The 14,991-nt window shown below is 42.2% G+C and carries 13 protein-coding genes; 1 reads left to right on the top strand and 12 read right to left on the bottom strand.

Annotated elements, in window-relative coordinates:
* Positions 1-205, top strand: a 205-nt coding sequence (locus KTR07_RS22150; RefSeq protein WP_217315508.1) for a hypothetical protein, incomplete at its 5' end; no start/stop codon positions are given.
* 58 nt (positions 206-263) lie between these two features.
* Here KTR07_RS22150 and KTR07_RS22145 read toward each other — a convergent pair.
* From KTR07_RS22145 to KTR07_RS22090, 12 genes are all read right to left on the bottom strand, one after another.
* The gene (locus KTR07_RS22145) at positions 264-686 is read right to left on the bottom strand and encodes a hypothetical protein (protein ID WP_011108829.1); all 423 of its coding nucleotides are present in this window, start codon (positions 684-686) and stop codon (positions 264-266) included.
* A 97-nt stretch (positions 687-783) separates the two neighbouring features.
* Complete coding sequence (locus KTR07_RS22140) at positions 784-2,460, bottom strand: MAC/perforin domain-containing protein (protein WP_011108830.1); 1,677 nt, start codon at positions 2,458-2,460, stop codon at positions 784-786.
* Positions 2,461-2,472: 12 nt separating this feature from the next.
* Complete coding sequence (locus KTR07_RS22135; protein ID WP_011108831.1) at positions 2,473-3,804, bottom strand: hypothetical protein; 1,332 nt, start codon at positions 3,802-3,804, stop codon at positions 2,473-2,475.
* Between the two features lie 72 nt (positions 3,805-3,876).
* The gene (locus tag KTR07_RS22130) at positions 3,877-4,251 is read right to left on the bottom strand and encodes a DUF3244 domain-containing protein (protein ID WP_048696471.1); all 375 of its coding nucleotides are present in this window, start codon (positions 4,249-4,251) and stop codon (positions 3,877-3,879) included.
* Positions 4,252-4,409: 158 nt separating this feature from the next.
* Positions 4,410-6,101, bottom strand: a complete 1,692-nt coding sequence (locus KTR07_RS22125; RefSeq protein WP_011108833.1) for a tetratricopeptide repeat protein — start codon at positions 6,099-6,101, stop codon at positions 4,410-4,412.
* Between the two features lie 636 nt (positions 6,102-6,737).
* The gene (locus tag KTR07_RS22120; protein ID WP_008763705.1) at positions 6,738-7,187 is read right to left on the bottom strand and encodes a GatB/YqeY domain-containing protein; all 450 of its coding nucleotides are present in this window, start codon (positions 7,185-7,187) and stop codon (positions 6,738-6,740) included.
* A gap of 55 nt (positions 7,188-7,242) precedes the next feature.
* A complete protein-coding gene (gene ftsZ / locus KTR07_RS22115; RefSeq protein WP_008763706.1) occupies positions 7,243-8,550 on the bottom strand; it encodes a cell division protein FtsZ in 1,308 nt (435 codons plus the stop codon).
* 17 nt (positions 8,551-8,567) lie between these two features.
* Positions 8,568-10,019 carry a cell division protein FtsA gene (gene ftsA / locus KTR07_RS22110; protein WP_048696469.1) on the bottom strand — a complete coding sequence of 484 codons (1,452 nt, stop codon included), beginning with the start codon at positions 10,017-10,019 and terminating at the stop codon, positions 8,568-8,570.
* Positions 10,020-10,088: 69 nt separating this feature from the next.
* Positions 10,089-10,835, bottom strand: coding sequence for a cell division protein FtsQ/DivIB (locus tag KTR07_RS22105; protein ID WP_055222052.1), 747 nt, complete (start codon positions 10,833-10,835; stop codon positions 10,089-10,091).
* 84 nt (positions 10,836-10,919) lie between these two features.
* The gene (gene murC / locus KTR07_RS22100) at positions 10,920-12,323 is read right to left on the bottom strand and encodes a UDP-N-acetylmuramate--L-alanine ligase (protein ID WP_008763710.1); all 1,404 of its coding nucleotides are present in this window, start codon (positions 12,321-12,323) and stop codon (positions 10,920-10,922) included.
* A 203-nt stretch (positions 12,324-12,526) separates the two neighbouring features.
* Positions 12,527-13,645, bottom strand: coding sequence for an undecaprenyldiphospho-muramoylpentapeptide beta-N-acetylglucosaminyltransferase (gene murG, locus KTR07_RS22095; protein ID WP_048696495.1), 1,119 nt, complete (start codon positions 13,643-13,645; stop codon positions 12,527-12,529).
* 28 nt (positions 13,646-13,673) lie between these two features.
* Entirely contained in the window at positions 13,674-14,990 is a 1,317-nt protein-coding gene (locus tag KTR07_RS22090; RefSeq protein WP_061473569.1) for an FtsW/RodA/SpoVE family cell cycle protein, read from the bottom strand.
* Position 14,991 lies beyond the last annotated feature (1 nt).

Raw genomic sequence — 14,991 nt, 5'->3', positions numbered from 1 at the left:
GCAAAGATCGAGACTTAAAGATACAAAGACAACGGGTACTTTATCGGGGGCTTACGATGCAAATGATATTATTGACATTATTATTGTTGCGGAGATATTAGATTGTTTCATGTTTCTTATGGTTGATACTTTGGTGAATTTTATTAATAAGAAGATTTTGATAGTAATAAAAAGGAATAATGCATCTGCTATTAGACAGATGTAAGACTCCTATTTTCAGGCTATTTCCTTGGAATGGTAATTGTTAGTAGAAAAAGGTTTTACTAGTTGACTCTCGTTAATTTTATCATGCGAGAATTGGTAAAAGCCGCTTTGCTATCAGCAATTTCTAGAGAATTTCCGTTGTATTTTTGTTGTATCCAATTTCCATGAATAGGAAGAGGACCATCAATGTACATAAATTTGTCACTGATTTCATATTCAAAACTTATTGTCTCAGGATCAATATGATAATCAAATTTATACTCACAAACACCTTTTTTTTCTGTATAAAAAACGATTTTTATCGATCCTTTTGAGTCAATTTCTCCATTTGTTAGGTAAAGGAATTCTCCTTCCCATTCAGTTTGTTTTAATTCACTTGCGCTAAAGATAAACTCTTTTTCAGTTTTCTTATCTTCTTCATCACTACAGTTAAATAATAGGATGCTAAATGATAATAATAGAAGCGTTTTGATTGTATTCATAATAGTTATTTGTTAAGTCTGAATAAAGATAATGTTTTATTATTAATGTTCCTAATAAATCTATGTTTATTAGGAACATTAATTCTGTTTATTGTTACTACAAACCATATATTTTGTATCTCTGATACAGAGTTGTCATAGTAACTGCCTTAATGGGGATGCCGTTTACCCAATCTAATATTCCATATGCATCAGGAATATAGTCATCATCATAGTATGCAAAGCAATACATAGATGTTGGATTATATATGTACCAAATATTAGTGTTGGCATTTTTGAACTTGTACATACCTTTCTCATCCACATTGTTTATCTGGAATGAAAGAGTAGTCTGTATAATTGGATTTATAGTCTTATTGGGATCTGCTTTAATTTTTAATTGGTAGTATTTACTTTTCTCATCTTTTATTGCATTACTTTTGGTAAGAAATGTTGCGGGAATGCTGTTAGCTTTTAATTCTTCATCGGATTGACTAGCAGCATCTGGGTTCGAGAATATAAGCTTATCTCCTTGTCTTGTATTGAGCACAGGAACAATATCATATAATTTTTCTCCCGAATTGCTTTTGCGAATATACATCTTTATAATCTCTATATATGGTTCTTCAAGACTCTCTTGATATTGAAAGTCCATGTGAGTATCATTATATCTTTGTTTAAAATTCTCTTCCAAAATAAAATCGGATATGGGATATAGTCCACCATCTTGCAGATCAATCATAGTATGTGTTTTGGGATCGTTTAACGATTGCAGCCAAGGGGTTAAATCAATAGAATAGTTCGTAATATCATAGGGGGGAGTTGAAATGCTGTAACCATACGCTCCACCAAGAGTTTTGATGGAATATGATAATGCGGAGAATTTGTTGGTTATTGTTTCTGAGTTTTCTCTCTTTGTTCCAATGGATAAGTTTCCTGAAGCAGAATGAATTGTGTCGCTTGGAGCTGTTGGCTTTTTATTTTTCCATTCATAGGATGCATTTATCGCTACATCCATATCTTTCTCTTTGCTGTCGAATTGTATACTATTTGTGTCAACTCCGTAAAAAAGTGCTGAAGCCCGTCCTCCTGTATAGTAGCCAGTTAGGACAAATTCTCCATAACTTTGCATTAATTCCACCATAGATGAATTATATAATGCATCTACGAATAATTCATCTAAATAATCAGCTGCAATTTTTCTCAATGCACTAGGTGCTGTTTGCAAGTTTAACATTCCATTGACTACCTCTATACTGAGTTCTCCATGGACTACCTTCTCACTATCATCTGTATTATGGACAAAGGTCTCTTTGATAGTTTTTTGTCTTCCAAATTTGAATGGTCCAAGATTTAGAGAAAAACCGGACTTTACTGTTTTAGTGAAAGTTTTATTCTTCTCTAAACGATCGAAATCAGAATAAGATAAAGCCTTTGTCTCTGTTGTTCTTAGTTCTTTGGGATTGATGTATGAAGGGTACCTTTCGAGTAACTTCTTCATGTTGACAACCGGGTATTTGGCGTTAGCGAAATCACCGATAATAGAAGTTCCATTTTCTACTGCATAAGAGCATCCAAGGAAGTCTGTAGCATCGGTGAAGGATGCTCTTGTCGTGACTCTTTGGGCTGTTTTTTTCGACCACACTCTAGGTAAACTAGAGTTACGTTCTTGCAAGATGATTTCTGATGTGGAATTGCTTTGATTATCTACCGGAGTATAATTATTAGTTTCCTCCTCATTAGTGCATGATATTGTGAACAATATTATACATAGGGATATAAATAACTTCTTCATTTTGCGTATAATTTAAAAAGTGAGTGGTGATGATTGAGTAACGTTTTTGATGTTAGCTTTTCCTTTTGCACTTCGTTGAGTATCTAAGTTTACTTCTTCATAATCCGGTTCGGCTATTTCATCAACATATATTCTTCCGCTCCAACGTCCGGGTAGTTTAGCTTCTCTAATCTCTTTATCTTTTTCATTAAAATATTCGATAGTAGCGACATAATCTACTGATACATCATAAGCTTTAAAATAATATGTCAGTGTGAGCTTTGTACGCGGTTTGACTGCTACAGGAATTTCCTTATATAGTGTTCTCAGTACTGTTCTGCGGATGCCGGGCTCATATTTCGTATCAACGGGAACTTTATTATTAGGTACAAGGTCTATTTCTCCTAATGTTACGGTGGGGAGTGCAAATTCTAGGTCCGATGCCGGGACTTGAAATGCAATACCTTTCTCTTCTTCAAAATAAGAATTGTCTTTCATTTCTTTAATGAACTTCAGATTATCCCGCTTTTCTTGAAATGAAACATTTGTGGTTGCTTGTTGGATAGAAATATTTTCTCTTTGAATTACGGTAGCAGAATATGGATTAATAAATTCGAGTTTCTTTAGAGTGAATGGAGCATTGGGAGTGATGGTGAACTCTTGTTCTGCCTTTTGTGAGTATTGACTATAACCCAGATTGCTTCCTTGTACTTCAACCACATAGTTAAAAACATCCCACCAACCGCCACTTCCTTGTCCGATATACGATTCACTTTGAATAACGTACCCTCCCGGATTATTGCTTGCGGGTATAATATCCCAAGAAGCAGAAAACTCATTCGGGGAGTTAGTAGTCATGGCTAATACGACTTTCTGGTTTGGATTACTTGTATAGTGACCTACAGCCAGAGGTGTTTCAGATTGGCATGAATAAATTAAATAGGGAACTCCTACAATTGACGGGGGGATTGTAACATAAAATTGTTTGTAAATATCTGCTCTACGGCCATCTACATCTACTTTCCCTCCTCTGCCACTAGCTGTAAGATAACCTCCGCTTGTTGCTCTCAATGTAAAAGGCATTTCCCGAATAGCCCACATGTTCTCAGAAAAATATTGGCCGTAATTACTGGAAGCCGCTCTAGTCTTTGTTTTCTTTAGTTCATCCATTCTTTCTTTTAATGCTTTTAACTCGTCTGTCATTTTAAGTGGTTCAAGACTATCAACTGACAGTGCCTTTGTCTCTGCGGATGTAACTAATTCTTCTGACGAGGATTGAATCTCACTTTCAATTTCATTCTCACATGAGAATAAAAATAGTGCGCTGCAACACAATGCTACTAAAAATCTAGAAATGTTTTTCATAAATATTATTTTTATAGGATTAATATTGGCGTTATGACAGGACAAATGAATCGTCTTTATATGTGTTGATGTCTACTCGATTTCAAACTCTCCAATGAGAGTCACATCTTTTTCTATATAGAGAAGTTCATATTGCCCCGTCTTGAAGCCACTCACATCTATTTGATAGATTTCCAGGTTATCAGGAGTTGTCATATCTTGAAACACAATGTTTCCATTCTTGTCTTTAACCTGAAACGTGACTGGCTCGTTCGGTTTTTCAAAAAACTGCACTTCGATGTTATGACCTTCGAGAACTGCTTCTATGGGTATAAAAACAACTGACTTCTGGCGTTCACTCCATCCTTTAAAAACTAAAATTTTGCTTTTGTGTGTTGATAAAATATTGGCTTCCATCGTTATGAATGAAAGGGCAATTAATAATAATGTAATACTTAGCTTTCTCATATCTTTAAATGTTTTCTGCAAAGTTATTAAAATATGAGGGACTAAGTATGAGAACTACTAGTTTTGATATGGACAGGCGGTGGCTGATAATCAGTCACTTACGATTTAGATATGTACTGTGAACATGACATCGGTAATATCTCTATAAAATATGGATATTAATGCATATTCTTAATCAAATATTCATATAATGAAGAATTAGTCGGGAATGTGATATTGAGTTTCAGTTTAAGTCTGGAACGCTTTTTACTTACGGAATTGGGGGCAATATTTAATAGTTTTGCTTCTGTATTGGTATCGAATCCAAAAAGGTACAAACAGCAATATTGAAAATCTTCTTCCGGTAAGTTCGGACCTAAGCTATATATATAATTATAAAGTTCAGGATATATGGTTGTTATTTCATTTGTAATGGCTTTCCATCGTTTTTCCGTTATGAGCGATTTATTATTTCCCGGTATGTTTTGATTCCCCAATTTTGTTAGTTCTTTGTATAGAGGTGAATCTATAAGTAATTTATTTTGTAGTTTTCTATAATTGGCAGATAAACGAACGATGTCTTCTTGCAGCTGATCATAATTTTCGTCTTTTTCTTTGAATGTATTTAATAAACTTCGTTTCTTTTCAAGCTCAAGAGAAAGTGTGTATAGGTTTAACTTCATCTTATCTAATTCTTTTTGCTGTTTTAAGATTTTCTCTTTTGCTTGTTTTCTGTATAATAAATATCCTATAACTATTAACAGCAGAGCTGCAATACAGATAACAGAAACTATGATGTAGTTCTGTTGCTTCATTTTTAGATTATCTATTTCTTTGCTGATTTTCAGGTGATTATATTTATGTTCTATGTTCAGTATCTTAGACTGGATGTTGCTATATACCGTGGAATCTAATATATTAGTATAGTCTTCCAGATAAGTGAGTGCTTGCTCATATTTTTTTTCTGACTTGTATATCTGGTAATATAGATATTTAATACTATAAGTATAAGTAGGATCATCTTGTGGAATCTTTTGCAGGAGTTCTTTTGCTTGATTTAAAGAGTCAGATGCTATGTATAAGCTAATTAATGCCATGTAATTAGGCATTTTTTCTCTTCCTTCCAACGCTTTGTAGAAGAACTTTTTAGCTTTATCGTATTTGTTATGCATTACATATATGTTGCCCAGAGTGTTTTCGATTGAAGCTTTTACATCTTTATCCTCTGAAGTTTCGGTTATAGAATCTGCCATAAGCAGAATTTCAAGGGCACGGGATATTGAATCAGTGCATGCGTATTCACGCCCCATATCTCTTAGAGCACAAGCGTAGCTATCAGTGTTATTTTCTTTTTTGAAATTGTCGGCAGCCATTTCGTATTTTTTGATAGCTTCTGTTCGCATGGCTTTCTCTCTATATAAGTCGCCTATATAGCTATATGTATACCCAACTAAATTATAGAGTTTATTCTTTTCGCCAATCTCTAACGCATTAGTATATATAGACATTGCTTTGTCATAATCCCCGTCATTTGCATAGGAACGTCCTAAATAAATTAAGATTTGTACTTGTTCATTGGGTTTACCGTAGGATGAATACCAAGCGTTAGCTCGCTCGAATTGATAAGATGGCAATAGGATATTAAAGATTTCGTCAGTGACTTTGCCCGATAACATACACCAACGTGCAAAGGTTTTATCATCCAGCTGCTCCGGAGATGCTATGTTTTCCAGTATGCTTGATGCGCTATCAGGATTTACTTCTATGATTTTTTCAACCTCATCCAGTTGTTTGTCCAAAGTGGATTGTTGTTTGCTGCACCCTACTAATAAGAATGTAGCTAGAATAGTTATCAATGTACTGCTTTTCATCTGTTTGTCGTAATTTAGTTCGTTGTAGAAACTATCCAAAAAGAATGTTTTGCTTGTCGTCAAAGCAGGAATGTTATCTTCCTATTGTTACAAAAGTAAGAATTTAATTTATATAATGCCATTTATTATGTTTTTATTCTTGTAACTTGATGTCAAATAGGTAATTTCATAAATCAAGAAGTTATTGTTTACCGCTCTTTTAGATGCAAATGATCCTATATTCTCCAGTCTTTCAATTGGTATTATCATATTATCTCACCGATATCTTCATCGTTCTACCCGGGTGATATGATTATCGCACTTAGGTGAACTGATCGTGTCACAGTAGTAGACAGTTCGTCCTACCCGGGTGGAACGATGAAGATATCGGTAAGAAAACATGCAGATGTAGGTATCAAAAGAGAAGGATATAGGTAGCAGCATAACATATGAAGCCTTAAAAACAATGAGAGATACCCTTGAAGTGGATGAGAGATACGTGAAAAATAGCTGTTTGAATGAAGAAAAGAGTGAGAGACACCTGTTTGAAAAGGATCTCTCACTCTTTATATTGCTGATTATCTACGGCTTATCTTAATGGAATGAGACCGTGAGACCAAAAAGTTTTTTTTATTTCTGGGGAGGAGGTGTGGGGGCTTATCCCAACAACTCTTTTACTTTTGCAGAAATAGCACGGCCTTCTGCCAGTCCTGCCAACTTCTTGGAGGCAACTCCCATCACCTTACCCATATCTTTTCCGCTGGTAGCACCTGTTTCGGCAATGATTTCCTTCAATGCAGCTTCCAGTTCTTCAGCAGTCATTTGTTTGGGCAAATAAGCTTCCATTACGGCAACCTGTGCCAGTTCTCCGTCAGCCAGATCCTGGCGTCCCTGTCCGATATAGATTTCGGCAGAGTCCTTACCTTGTTTCACCAGTTTCTGAATGATTTTCAAGGCAGCTTCGTCTGTCAGTGTATCGTTGGCTCCCGGAGCTGTTTTAGCTTCGATGAAGAATTTCTTTATGTTTCTTAAAGTCTCCAAGGCAACTTTATCTTTTGCCTTCATTGCGTTTTTAATGTCTTCGCTGACTTTGTCAAATAAATCCATGATGATATTTATATTTTAATTATTTACAATTTGTAATAGCAAGGGGAAGAACCATCTAGAAAGTGATTACTCCGTCATTGTCCGTAGCCTCTTCCATGGCAACTTCCTCTTCAAGAGCCGCTTTCGTCTTGATCTTCAACAGCTTCGTTTTATCGCGCGTGTAAGTAGGAGATTCCTCTATCATGGCGATGATGTCGTCGTTGTCCAAATCTTCGGTATTGAAGATATAGATATGGCGACGGCTGCGCAGGCTTTTCTTTCCGATGCCGGCACTTTCACCGTATGCCTTGCGGATACGCTCTTTATTCTTCTCCTTCTCTTCTTCAAGCTGCAACTGGCGTTCTTCTTCCTCCTGGCTGCGGGCTTCGTGCAGTGTGTCCATACCGGGCACGTCTTCTACACCAAATCCGGTGGCGAGTACGGTGATCTTTACTTTGGTGTCCAGAGAGTTGTCTACGGCGACACCCCAGATTACTTCCACACCTTCGCGGAACTTGCTCATGAACTCGTGTATCTCGTTCATTTCTTCCATCATCAGTTCGGACGTGGGACAGAAGGATACGTTCAACATCACCTTTTTAGCGTTGAAGATGTCGTTGTTGTTCAGCAACGGAGAGTGGAGGGCATCATCGATAGCTTTGGTGACACGGTTCTCGCCTTCTCCGAATCCGGTACTCATGATGGCTACACCACCGTCTTTCAGGATGGTCTTCACATCGGCAAAGTCCAGATTCACCGTACCACGCATGGTGATAATCTCGGCGATACTCTTTGCAGCGATGGAAAGCGTATCATCGGCCTTGCCGAAAGCATTCATGAAGGTAAGGTCGGCATATATTTCGCGCAGGCGCTCGTTGTTGATGACCAGCAGGGCATCTACGTGCTGGGCGATACGTTCGACGCCGTCCAGTGCCTGAATGATTTTCTTTTCTCCTTCGAAAATAAATGGAATGGTGACAATACCTACTGTCAGAATATCCATCTCCTTCGCAATGCGGGCGATGACAGGGGCGGCTCCGGTTCCGGTTCCTCCTCCCATTCCGGCAGTGATGAATACCATCTTGGTGCCGTCGTTCAGCTGTTCTTTGATATCGTCAATACTTTCTTCGGCGGCGTCGCGTGCCCGTTCGGGACGGTTGCCGGCTCCAAGTCCTTGTGTGATGCTACGGCCCAGTTGCAGTTTCACCGGAACGGGTGACTCGGCCAATGCCTGGTTGTCCGTGTTGCAGAGAACGAACGTTACGTCATGTATGCCTTCCCGGTACATGTGGTTCACAGCGTTACCGCCACCGCCACCTACACCAATCACTTTGATGATTTTCGGTGAGTCGGTCGGGAAATCGAATTGTACTATCTCGTCCATATTATTGAATTTTGAATTTATTTCATATCGTCGTCAGAGAAGATTTCCTTGGTCAGGGAGTCGATCTTGCGTTGAATCCAACTGGGACCGGCTTCTCTCTTGCGTCTTTCTTTCTCTTCTTTCTCCTTCTGCTTGCGGAGTCTTTCAGCTTCCTTGGCGGCTGCCCGTGCTTCTTTCTCTTCCTCTTCTTTCTTGAGGCGTGCCAGTCGGGCTTGCTCTTTCAGTTCCTGATCGTCCTCAAACATATCTACGGTCTTGTGAATTTCTGGCTCCGGTCGGGGAGTGGCGGGAGTGACCGGTATCTGGGGAGCGGTTTCTATCAGGCAGCAGTTCTGGTTGCCTTCGAACAGAAGTCCGAACAGGGTGTTCTGCGAACCGTCCTTCTTCAGTATATTGCTGGGAGCGTGAACGGTGTTGCGAGGCAGTTTCGCCATTCTCATCTTTTCTATCTTCGAGCGTCTGCGAAGCATTTCTTCCAGATTCTTTAGGTTGGCGGCTCCACCTGTGAGGATGATGCCGGCCAGCAGTTTGTCTTCGTAGCCGGAGATTTGAATCTGGTTCCATACGTTGGCGATGATTTCCTCGGCACGTGCCTCGATGATGTTGTTGAGCTTGCCCAGTTCGACTGTGCGGCTTTCATCTTCGAGCTTGCAGGTGGCGGGCTCTTCGCTTTCGTCTTCTTCGTATAGGGCGTCTCCGTAAGTTTTCTTCAGACGTTCCGCTTCTTCTTCCTCCATTTGCAGGGTGGTGATGTCGCGGGTGATGCTGTTTCCTCCCAGCGGCAGCACTGTCAGGAAGCGGAGAATGTTGTTTTTATAAACCGAAATAGTGGTGGTATCAGCTCCGAAGTCGATGAGTGCGCAGCCCGAACGGCGTTCGCTCTCGGTCAGCACGGCATTGGCTGTTACCAGTGGTGCGATCAGTTGGTCGGCAATATCGATCTTTGCCTGCTGGAAGCAGTGTTCCAGATTCTTCCGTACGGAAGAGCGGGCGACGATATTGAGGAAACGTCCTTCGATGTGGCTTCCTACCAGTCCCACCGGGTTGGCTTGCAGATTATTGCCGACTTTGTATTCTTGCGGCGCTACGTCCAGTATATCCATATCGACTACCGGAATCGCTACGTTCTCATCGCCGATAGCGTTTACCAGCTCTTCCGAGATAATCGCTTCTTCTTCGAGGTCGCGACTTACTACGTTGCGGACTGTGCGGAGGGATTGTCCGCCAATGCCTACGTATACCTTGGCGATTGAGTTTTTCAACTCACCTTCCAGTCTGTTGATGATAGAAGTCAGGCTTTGTGCTGTCTTGTCCAGATTGAAGATCACTCCTTTGCGGATAAACGTTGAAGAGTCTTCCTGGGCGTATGCCAGTATCTGCATGCTTCCGTCACTGTTCTTTCTTCCGGCCACACCGGTTATCTTCGATGAACCAAGTTCAATAGCGGCGATAAATTCTGTTGTTGCCATCTCTTTATTTACAATTTAATTATTTTCAACTTTCTATTTTGAGAGCTTCATCCCATCACCTATTACCTGTTACTTATTACTCTCTCTCTTCGTACAGATAATCTGGTTGCTGAATTCAAGACTGATGCGTGAATATTTGTTCCAGCCTACCTGATTGAGTCCTTTTTGGTAGAATTCTTTCAGGCGTGCCAGTTTGTTTTCAAAGTTTTCAAGTTTGCCGAGATAGACGAGGTGGTCGCCTACACGAGGTACCAGTTCGATGTTGCGGTCGGGCAACACATGGATTTGTTCTATCTGAGCGTCCCAGAACTTATTGTTTTGCAAAAATACACCAAACTTATATAAATCCTTCATTGCAAACGACTTTTCTACGTTTCCGGTGACAATTGCCCGATGTGCGACGCATTTTGCTTCCGGCGGCATGACGGTTCCTTTATTATCAAGGTAATAATTCTCTCCGTTGGCACTCATGATGCGTAATATCGGTATACGTTGTGTCACTTCTACGCAGACTTTGCCGCTGGGTGTTTTGTAGCATTCCGCTTCGTCGATCAGCGGATGCTTGCTCAGTTCCCGTTCCAGCGACTTGGTAGAGATGCGCTCCATCTTTTTCCCGATAGGGTAGATACCTTTATGCTGGAGGATGCCTTTCACTTCTTCTTTGGTGATGAAGCCGGCATAAGTGGTATCCTTGATGACCAGTTCTACGTCACGGCAGGTCTGGTCGGCAGGCTTGCGGTTGAAAGCGGTGATGGCTATGCCGAGGTAGGCGATAAGCATCAACATGACGATAGATAGAAGGATTCTCTTTACCATAGTTTTTATTTAATTGAGAATTGAAAATTGAAAATGAAGAATTGAGAATTGGCTGCGCGACTGTATGATGTAGCGTAGAAATTCTTAGTTCTTCGTTCTTCGCTCTTCGTTCTTCATTTTTTCCAGTTCTTTCTTTATTTCGGGGACATAATTGTCTATGTCTCCGGCTCCCAGAGTTATTAATACTTCAATGTTTTTATCTTTCAGAATGTTCAGTATTTCTTCCTTTTTGCACATACTTTTTTCGATGCCCGGACGGAGGTTGTCGTATATCAGCTTGCTGGTGACACCGGGGATCGGTGTCTCGCGGGCCGGATAGATGTCTACCAGAATGACTTCGTCCAGTAGCGACAGGCTATCGGCAAAGTCCTGATAGAAGTCGCGGGTACGGGTGTACAGGTGCGGCTGGAAGATGGCTGTGATCTTCTTGTCTTTATAGAGTTCGCGGATAGACAGCACGCTCTGTTTGATTTCAGAGGGATGATGGGCGTAGTCGCTCAGAAAGACTACCTGGTCATTCTTGATCTTGAAATCGAACCGGCGGTCTACACCGCGGAAGCTGTTCATTCCTTGTCTGATCTCTTCGTCGGTCACTCCGTTGAGGTGGGCGAGTGCCATGGCGGCTACACCATTCTCGATGTTGATGCTTACCGGAACTCCCAGTTGGATATTGTTGATACGTGTGTCGGGGGCAACGAAGTCGATGAAGATTTCGCCGTTTCCGATGCGGATATTCTCGGCGTGGAAGTCTCCTTCGTCACGCGAATAGGTATAGACACGGACTCCGGCTTGTACTTTCGGTTGCAGTGAGATACCTTTGCGGATAATCAGTGCACCGCCCGGCTGGATCAGTGTTGTATAATGTTCGAAGCTTTCGAGGTATGCCTTTTCTGTTCCGTAGATGTCCAAATGATCGGGGTCTGTGGCAGTGATGACAGACATATAAGGGGACAGCCAATGGAAAGAGCGGTCGAACTCGTCTGCTTCGATGACGGTATAAGGGCTTTTCTGAGAGAGCAGCAGATTGGTGCCGTAATTCTTGGAGATGCCTCCAAGGAAAGCGGTACATTCTATGTGCGATTGGTGGAATAGGTGGGCGGTCATGGTAGAAGTGGTCGTTTTGCCATGAGTGCCGGCTACACACAGACCTTTGCTGGAATGAGTGATCGTTCCCAGTACTTGCGCGCGTTTTTGTATTTCGAATCCGTTGTTGCGGAAATAAACCAATTCTTCGTGTTCCTGCGGAACGGCGGGGGTCAATACGACTAAAGTGCTTTCTTTGTCTTTGCAGGCTTCCGGAATCAGTCGTACGTTTTCTTCGTAATGTATTTGTGCGCCTTCGGCGATGAGGTTTTCAGTCAATGGAGTCGGGGTGCGGTCGTATCCGGCTACCACTTTTCCTTTGGAAAGGAAATAGCGGACAAGCGCACTCATACCGATGCCTCCGGCACCGACAAAGTAGACTGATTTGATCGTTTCAATATTCATTTCTTTATACTGTTTCTTTTTATAATTCTTGTTCCAAGTAACATTTCAAGTTTTAATCAGAGTCGGTACTACCTTTAATTGGGGATGACCCCCAAAGTCGGTAGTATTTTCATTCTCCTCCTTCTGGAAGGAGGAGATTGGAGATTCTACTGACTTTTTAGTCAATCCTAATTGGGATAGTTGCGATTTTTGCATTACCTCAACTAGTTTTCTGCTTCTGCCAGCTTGATTACTTCCTGCGCGATGATTCGTGCAGAGTCGGGCAAAGCCAACTTGGCTATATTCTCACTTAGTTCTTTCAGTTTCCGGTCGTCAGCTACTGTGCTCAGGGCTACATCCATCAACTTTGCTTCCGCTTCGCTGTCTTTTACATAGATGGCGGCTTGTTTGTCTACCAATGCCAGTGCATTCTTGGTCTGATGATCTTCTGCCACATTGGGCGAAGGAACCAGAACCACAGGCTTGTGCAACAGACAAAACTCTGAAATAGAACCGGCTCCCGCACGTGAAATCACTAGGTCGGAAGCCGCGTAAGCGGCTGCCATATCCTTGATGAAGTCCGTCACGTACAGATTTGGAAGTTCTCCTGCTGCCCGTAAGGCTTCTGTCACCTGCGGATAGTAATATTTTCCGGTCTGCCAGATGAACTGTATATCGTTGTTTTCTTTTATTGTAGCTAAGGCTGCAGTCAGCGTATTGTTAATGGTACGTGCGCCAAGGCTACCGCCTACAATCAGAATTGTCTTCTTATCCGGCTGCAGATTAAAGGAACGTAGTGCCGCGCCTTTTTCCGGCATATCCTTCGTCAGATTCTGGCGAACGGGATTTCCGGTCATTATAATCTTATCGGCAGGAAAGAACTTTTCCATTCCATCATAAGCAACACAAATAGCCTTTGCTTTTTGTGCCAGCAACTTGTTGGTGACTCCGGCATACGAGTTCTGTTCCTGAATCAGAGTCGGCACTCCCATCATTCCGGCAGTTTTGAGTGTCGGTCCGCTGGCGTATCCTCCTACGCCTACCGCTACTTGCGGGCGGAAGTTTTTGATGATGCTGCGCGCTTTCCACTGGCTTCGTGCCAGTTTGATCAGTACGGATACGTTTTTCCATAAATGTTTGCGGTCAAAACCGGCTATCGGTAACCCGATAATCTTATAGCCTGCATCGGGAACCCGCTGCATCTCCATACGGCCCTCGGCTCCCACAAATAAGATTTTCGCGTCCGGTCGCAGCTCTATTATAGCGTTGGCGATAGATACGGCAGGGAAGATATGTCCTCCTGTGCCTCCACCGCTGATGATAATTCTAAGTTCTTTCTCCATAATAATCCTTTTTTCTATCCGTTCATCTTCATTTACTGCTATCATGTTCATCCTCAAACTTGGCATCGCTATTCAGAATCTGTGCAGTGGGTTCGGCGGCGGCTTGTGCTTCCGAAGTAGCTGTTTCGGCTTCTATCTGCATCTGAATCTGTGCATCATGCGCTTTCTGTTCTTCCAAATGAGCGGTATATCGGCTCACGCTTAATATCATTCCGATATAAGCACAGTTGATCAGTGTACTTGTACCTCCCTTGCTGACCAAAGGCAGGGGCTGGCCTGTTACGGGGAACAGTCCCACGGCAACCATCATATTCAGTATCGCCTGCGATACCAGCAGCAAAGCGATACCCATGACAAGGAAGGCGGGAAAGGTCCGTTCGCACTTTTGCGCGATGCGTCCCGCCCGCATCAGCAGACAGAGGTAGAGGAATACGACAAATATACCTCCTATCAATCCCATTTCTTCAATGACAATCGCAAAGATAAAGTCGGAGAATGCCTGACTGAGGAAATCACGCTGGATGGAGTTTCCCGGTCCTTTGCCCACTACGTGACTGGTAGCGATGGCAATACGGGCATGGGCGATCTGTGCGTCTTTGTCTATATCGAATTTGGCTGCGGGCACTTCGTCTTTATCAAAAAAGCCTTTGATACGGTTCTGCCAAGTCTCCAGACGATGAAGTCCGGGGGTATTGTGTAGCGTTTTGGCAGGGATGGCAACTACCGTACCTACGCCGAGTGCGACAATCAGCACAAGTCCTCCTGCCAACAGAAGGAGTTTCTTTGCCGCTACCCGTCCGATGAACATCATCATGAATACGACGCCGAACAGCAACATGGCTGTCGACAGGTTTTCCGGAGCAATCAGTACGAGAACCAGTCCGGTAAGGATCATGATGTATTTAAAGGCATTGGGGTTGGCTCCTTCTTCATCCTGTCTCTTGGACAGGATGAACGAAACGGCAATGATGACAGCCATCTTTGCCAGTTCCGAAGGCTGGAATTGCAGTCCCATAAAGGTCATCCAGCGGGCTGCCCCATTGACACGGTCGCCTGTAATGATACCCATCAGCGTGACGAATGCCAGTAGAACGAGGGAAATCGGATACAGGAAGACGGGGAATACCTGGAACCATTTGTAGGGGACGTTATGCAGAAATACCACTACTACGGCACCTACCATCAGGATGATAGAATGCTGTGTTATCGGTCCCCAGTGGTCGCCGCTTTTGTACGTCAGCGTCGATGCTGCCGAAAACACCTCGATAATCGAGATGAGGCAGAGACAGAGGAAGATAATCCAGATTACCTTGTCGCCTTTAAATATGCTCTTTAATAAATCCATT

Source organism: Bacteroides sp. MSK.20.82 (assembly GCF_019052485.1).
Lineage (GTDB): Bacteria > Bacteroidota > Bacteroidia > Bacteroidales > Bacteroidaceae > Bacteroides > Bacteroides thetaiotaomicron.
Note: the sequence above shows the minus strand (reverse complement) of the source record. Positions and strands in the feature narration are given on the sequence as shown.

Excerpts from the sequence above, each read along its gene's own strand:
- KTR07_RS22145 (WP_011108829.1), bottom strand. The coding sequence starts at position 686 with ATGAATACAATCAAAACGCTTCTATTATTATCATTTAGCATCCTATTA.
- KTR07_RS22140 (WP_011108830.1), bottom strand. The coding sequence starts at position 2,460 with ATGAAGAAGTTATTTATATCCCTATGTATAATATTGTTCACAATATCA.
- KTR07_RS22135 (WP_011108831.1), bottom strand. The coding sequence starts at position 3,804 with ATGAAAAACATTTCTAGATTTTTAGTAGCATTGTGTTGCAGCGCACTA.
- KTR07_RS22130 (WP_048696471.1), bottom strand. The coding sequence starts at position 4,251 with ATGAGAAAGCTAAGTATTACATTATTATTAATTGCCCTTTCATTCATA.
- KTR07_RS22125 (WP_011108833.1), bottom strand. The coding sequence starts at position 6,101 with ATGAAAAGCAGTACATTGATAACTATTCTAGCTACATTCTTATTAGTA.
- KTR07_RS22120 (WP_008763705.1), bottom strand. The coding sequence starts at position 7,187 with ATGGATTTATTTGACAAAGTCAGCGAAGACATTAAAAACGCAATGAAG.
- ftsZ (WP_008763706.1), bottom strand. The coding sequence starts at position 8,550 with ATGGACGAGATAGTACAATTCGATTTCCCGACCGACTCACCGAAAATC.
- ftsA (WP_048696469.1), bottom strand. The coding sequence starts at position 10,019 with ATGGCAACAACAGAATTTATCGCCGCTATTGAACTTGGTTCATCGAAG.
- KTR07_RS22105 (WP_055222052.1), bottom strand. The coding sequence starts at position 10,835 with ATGGTAAAGAGAATCCTTCTATCTATCGTCATGTTGATGCTTATCGCC.
- murC (WP_008763710.1), bottom strand. The coding sequence starts at position 12,323 with ATGAATATTGAAACGATCAAATCAGTCTACTTTGTCGGTGCCGGAGGC.
- murG (WP_048696495.1), bottom strand. The coding sequence starts at position 13,645 with ATGGAGAAAGAACTTAGAATTATCATCAGCGGTGGAGGCACAGGAGGA.
- KTR07_RS22090 (WP_061473569.1), bottom strand. The coding sequence starts at position 14,990 with ATGGATTTATTAAAGAGCATATTTAAAGGCGACAAGGTAATCTGGATT.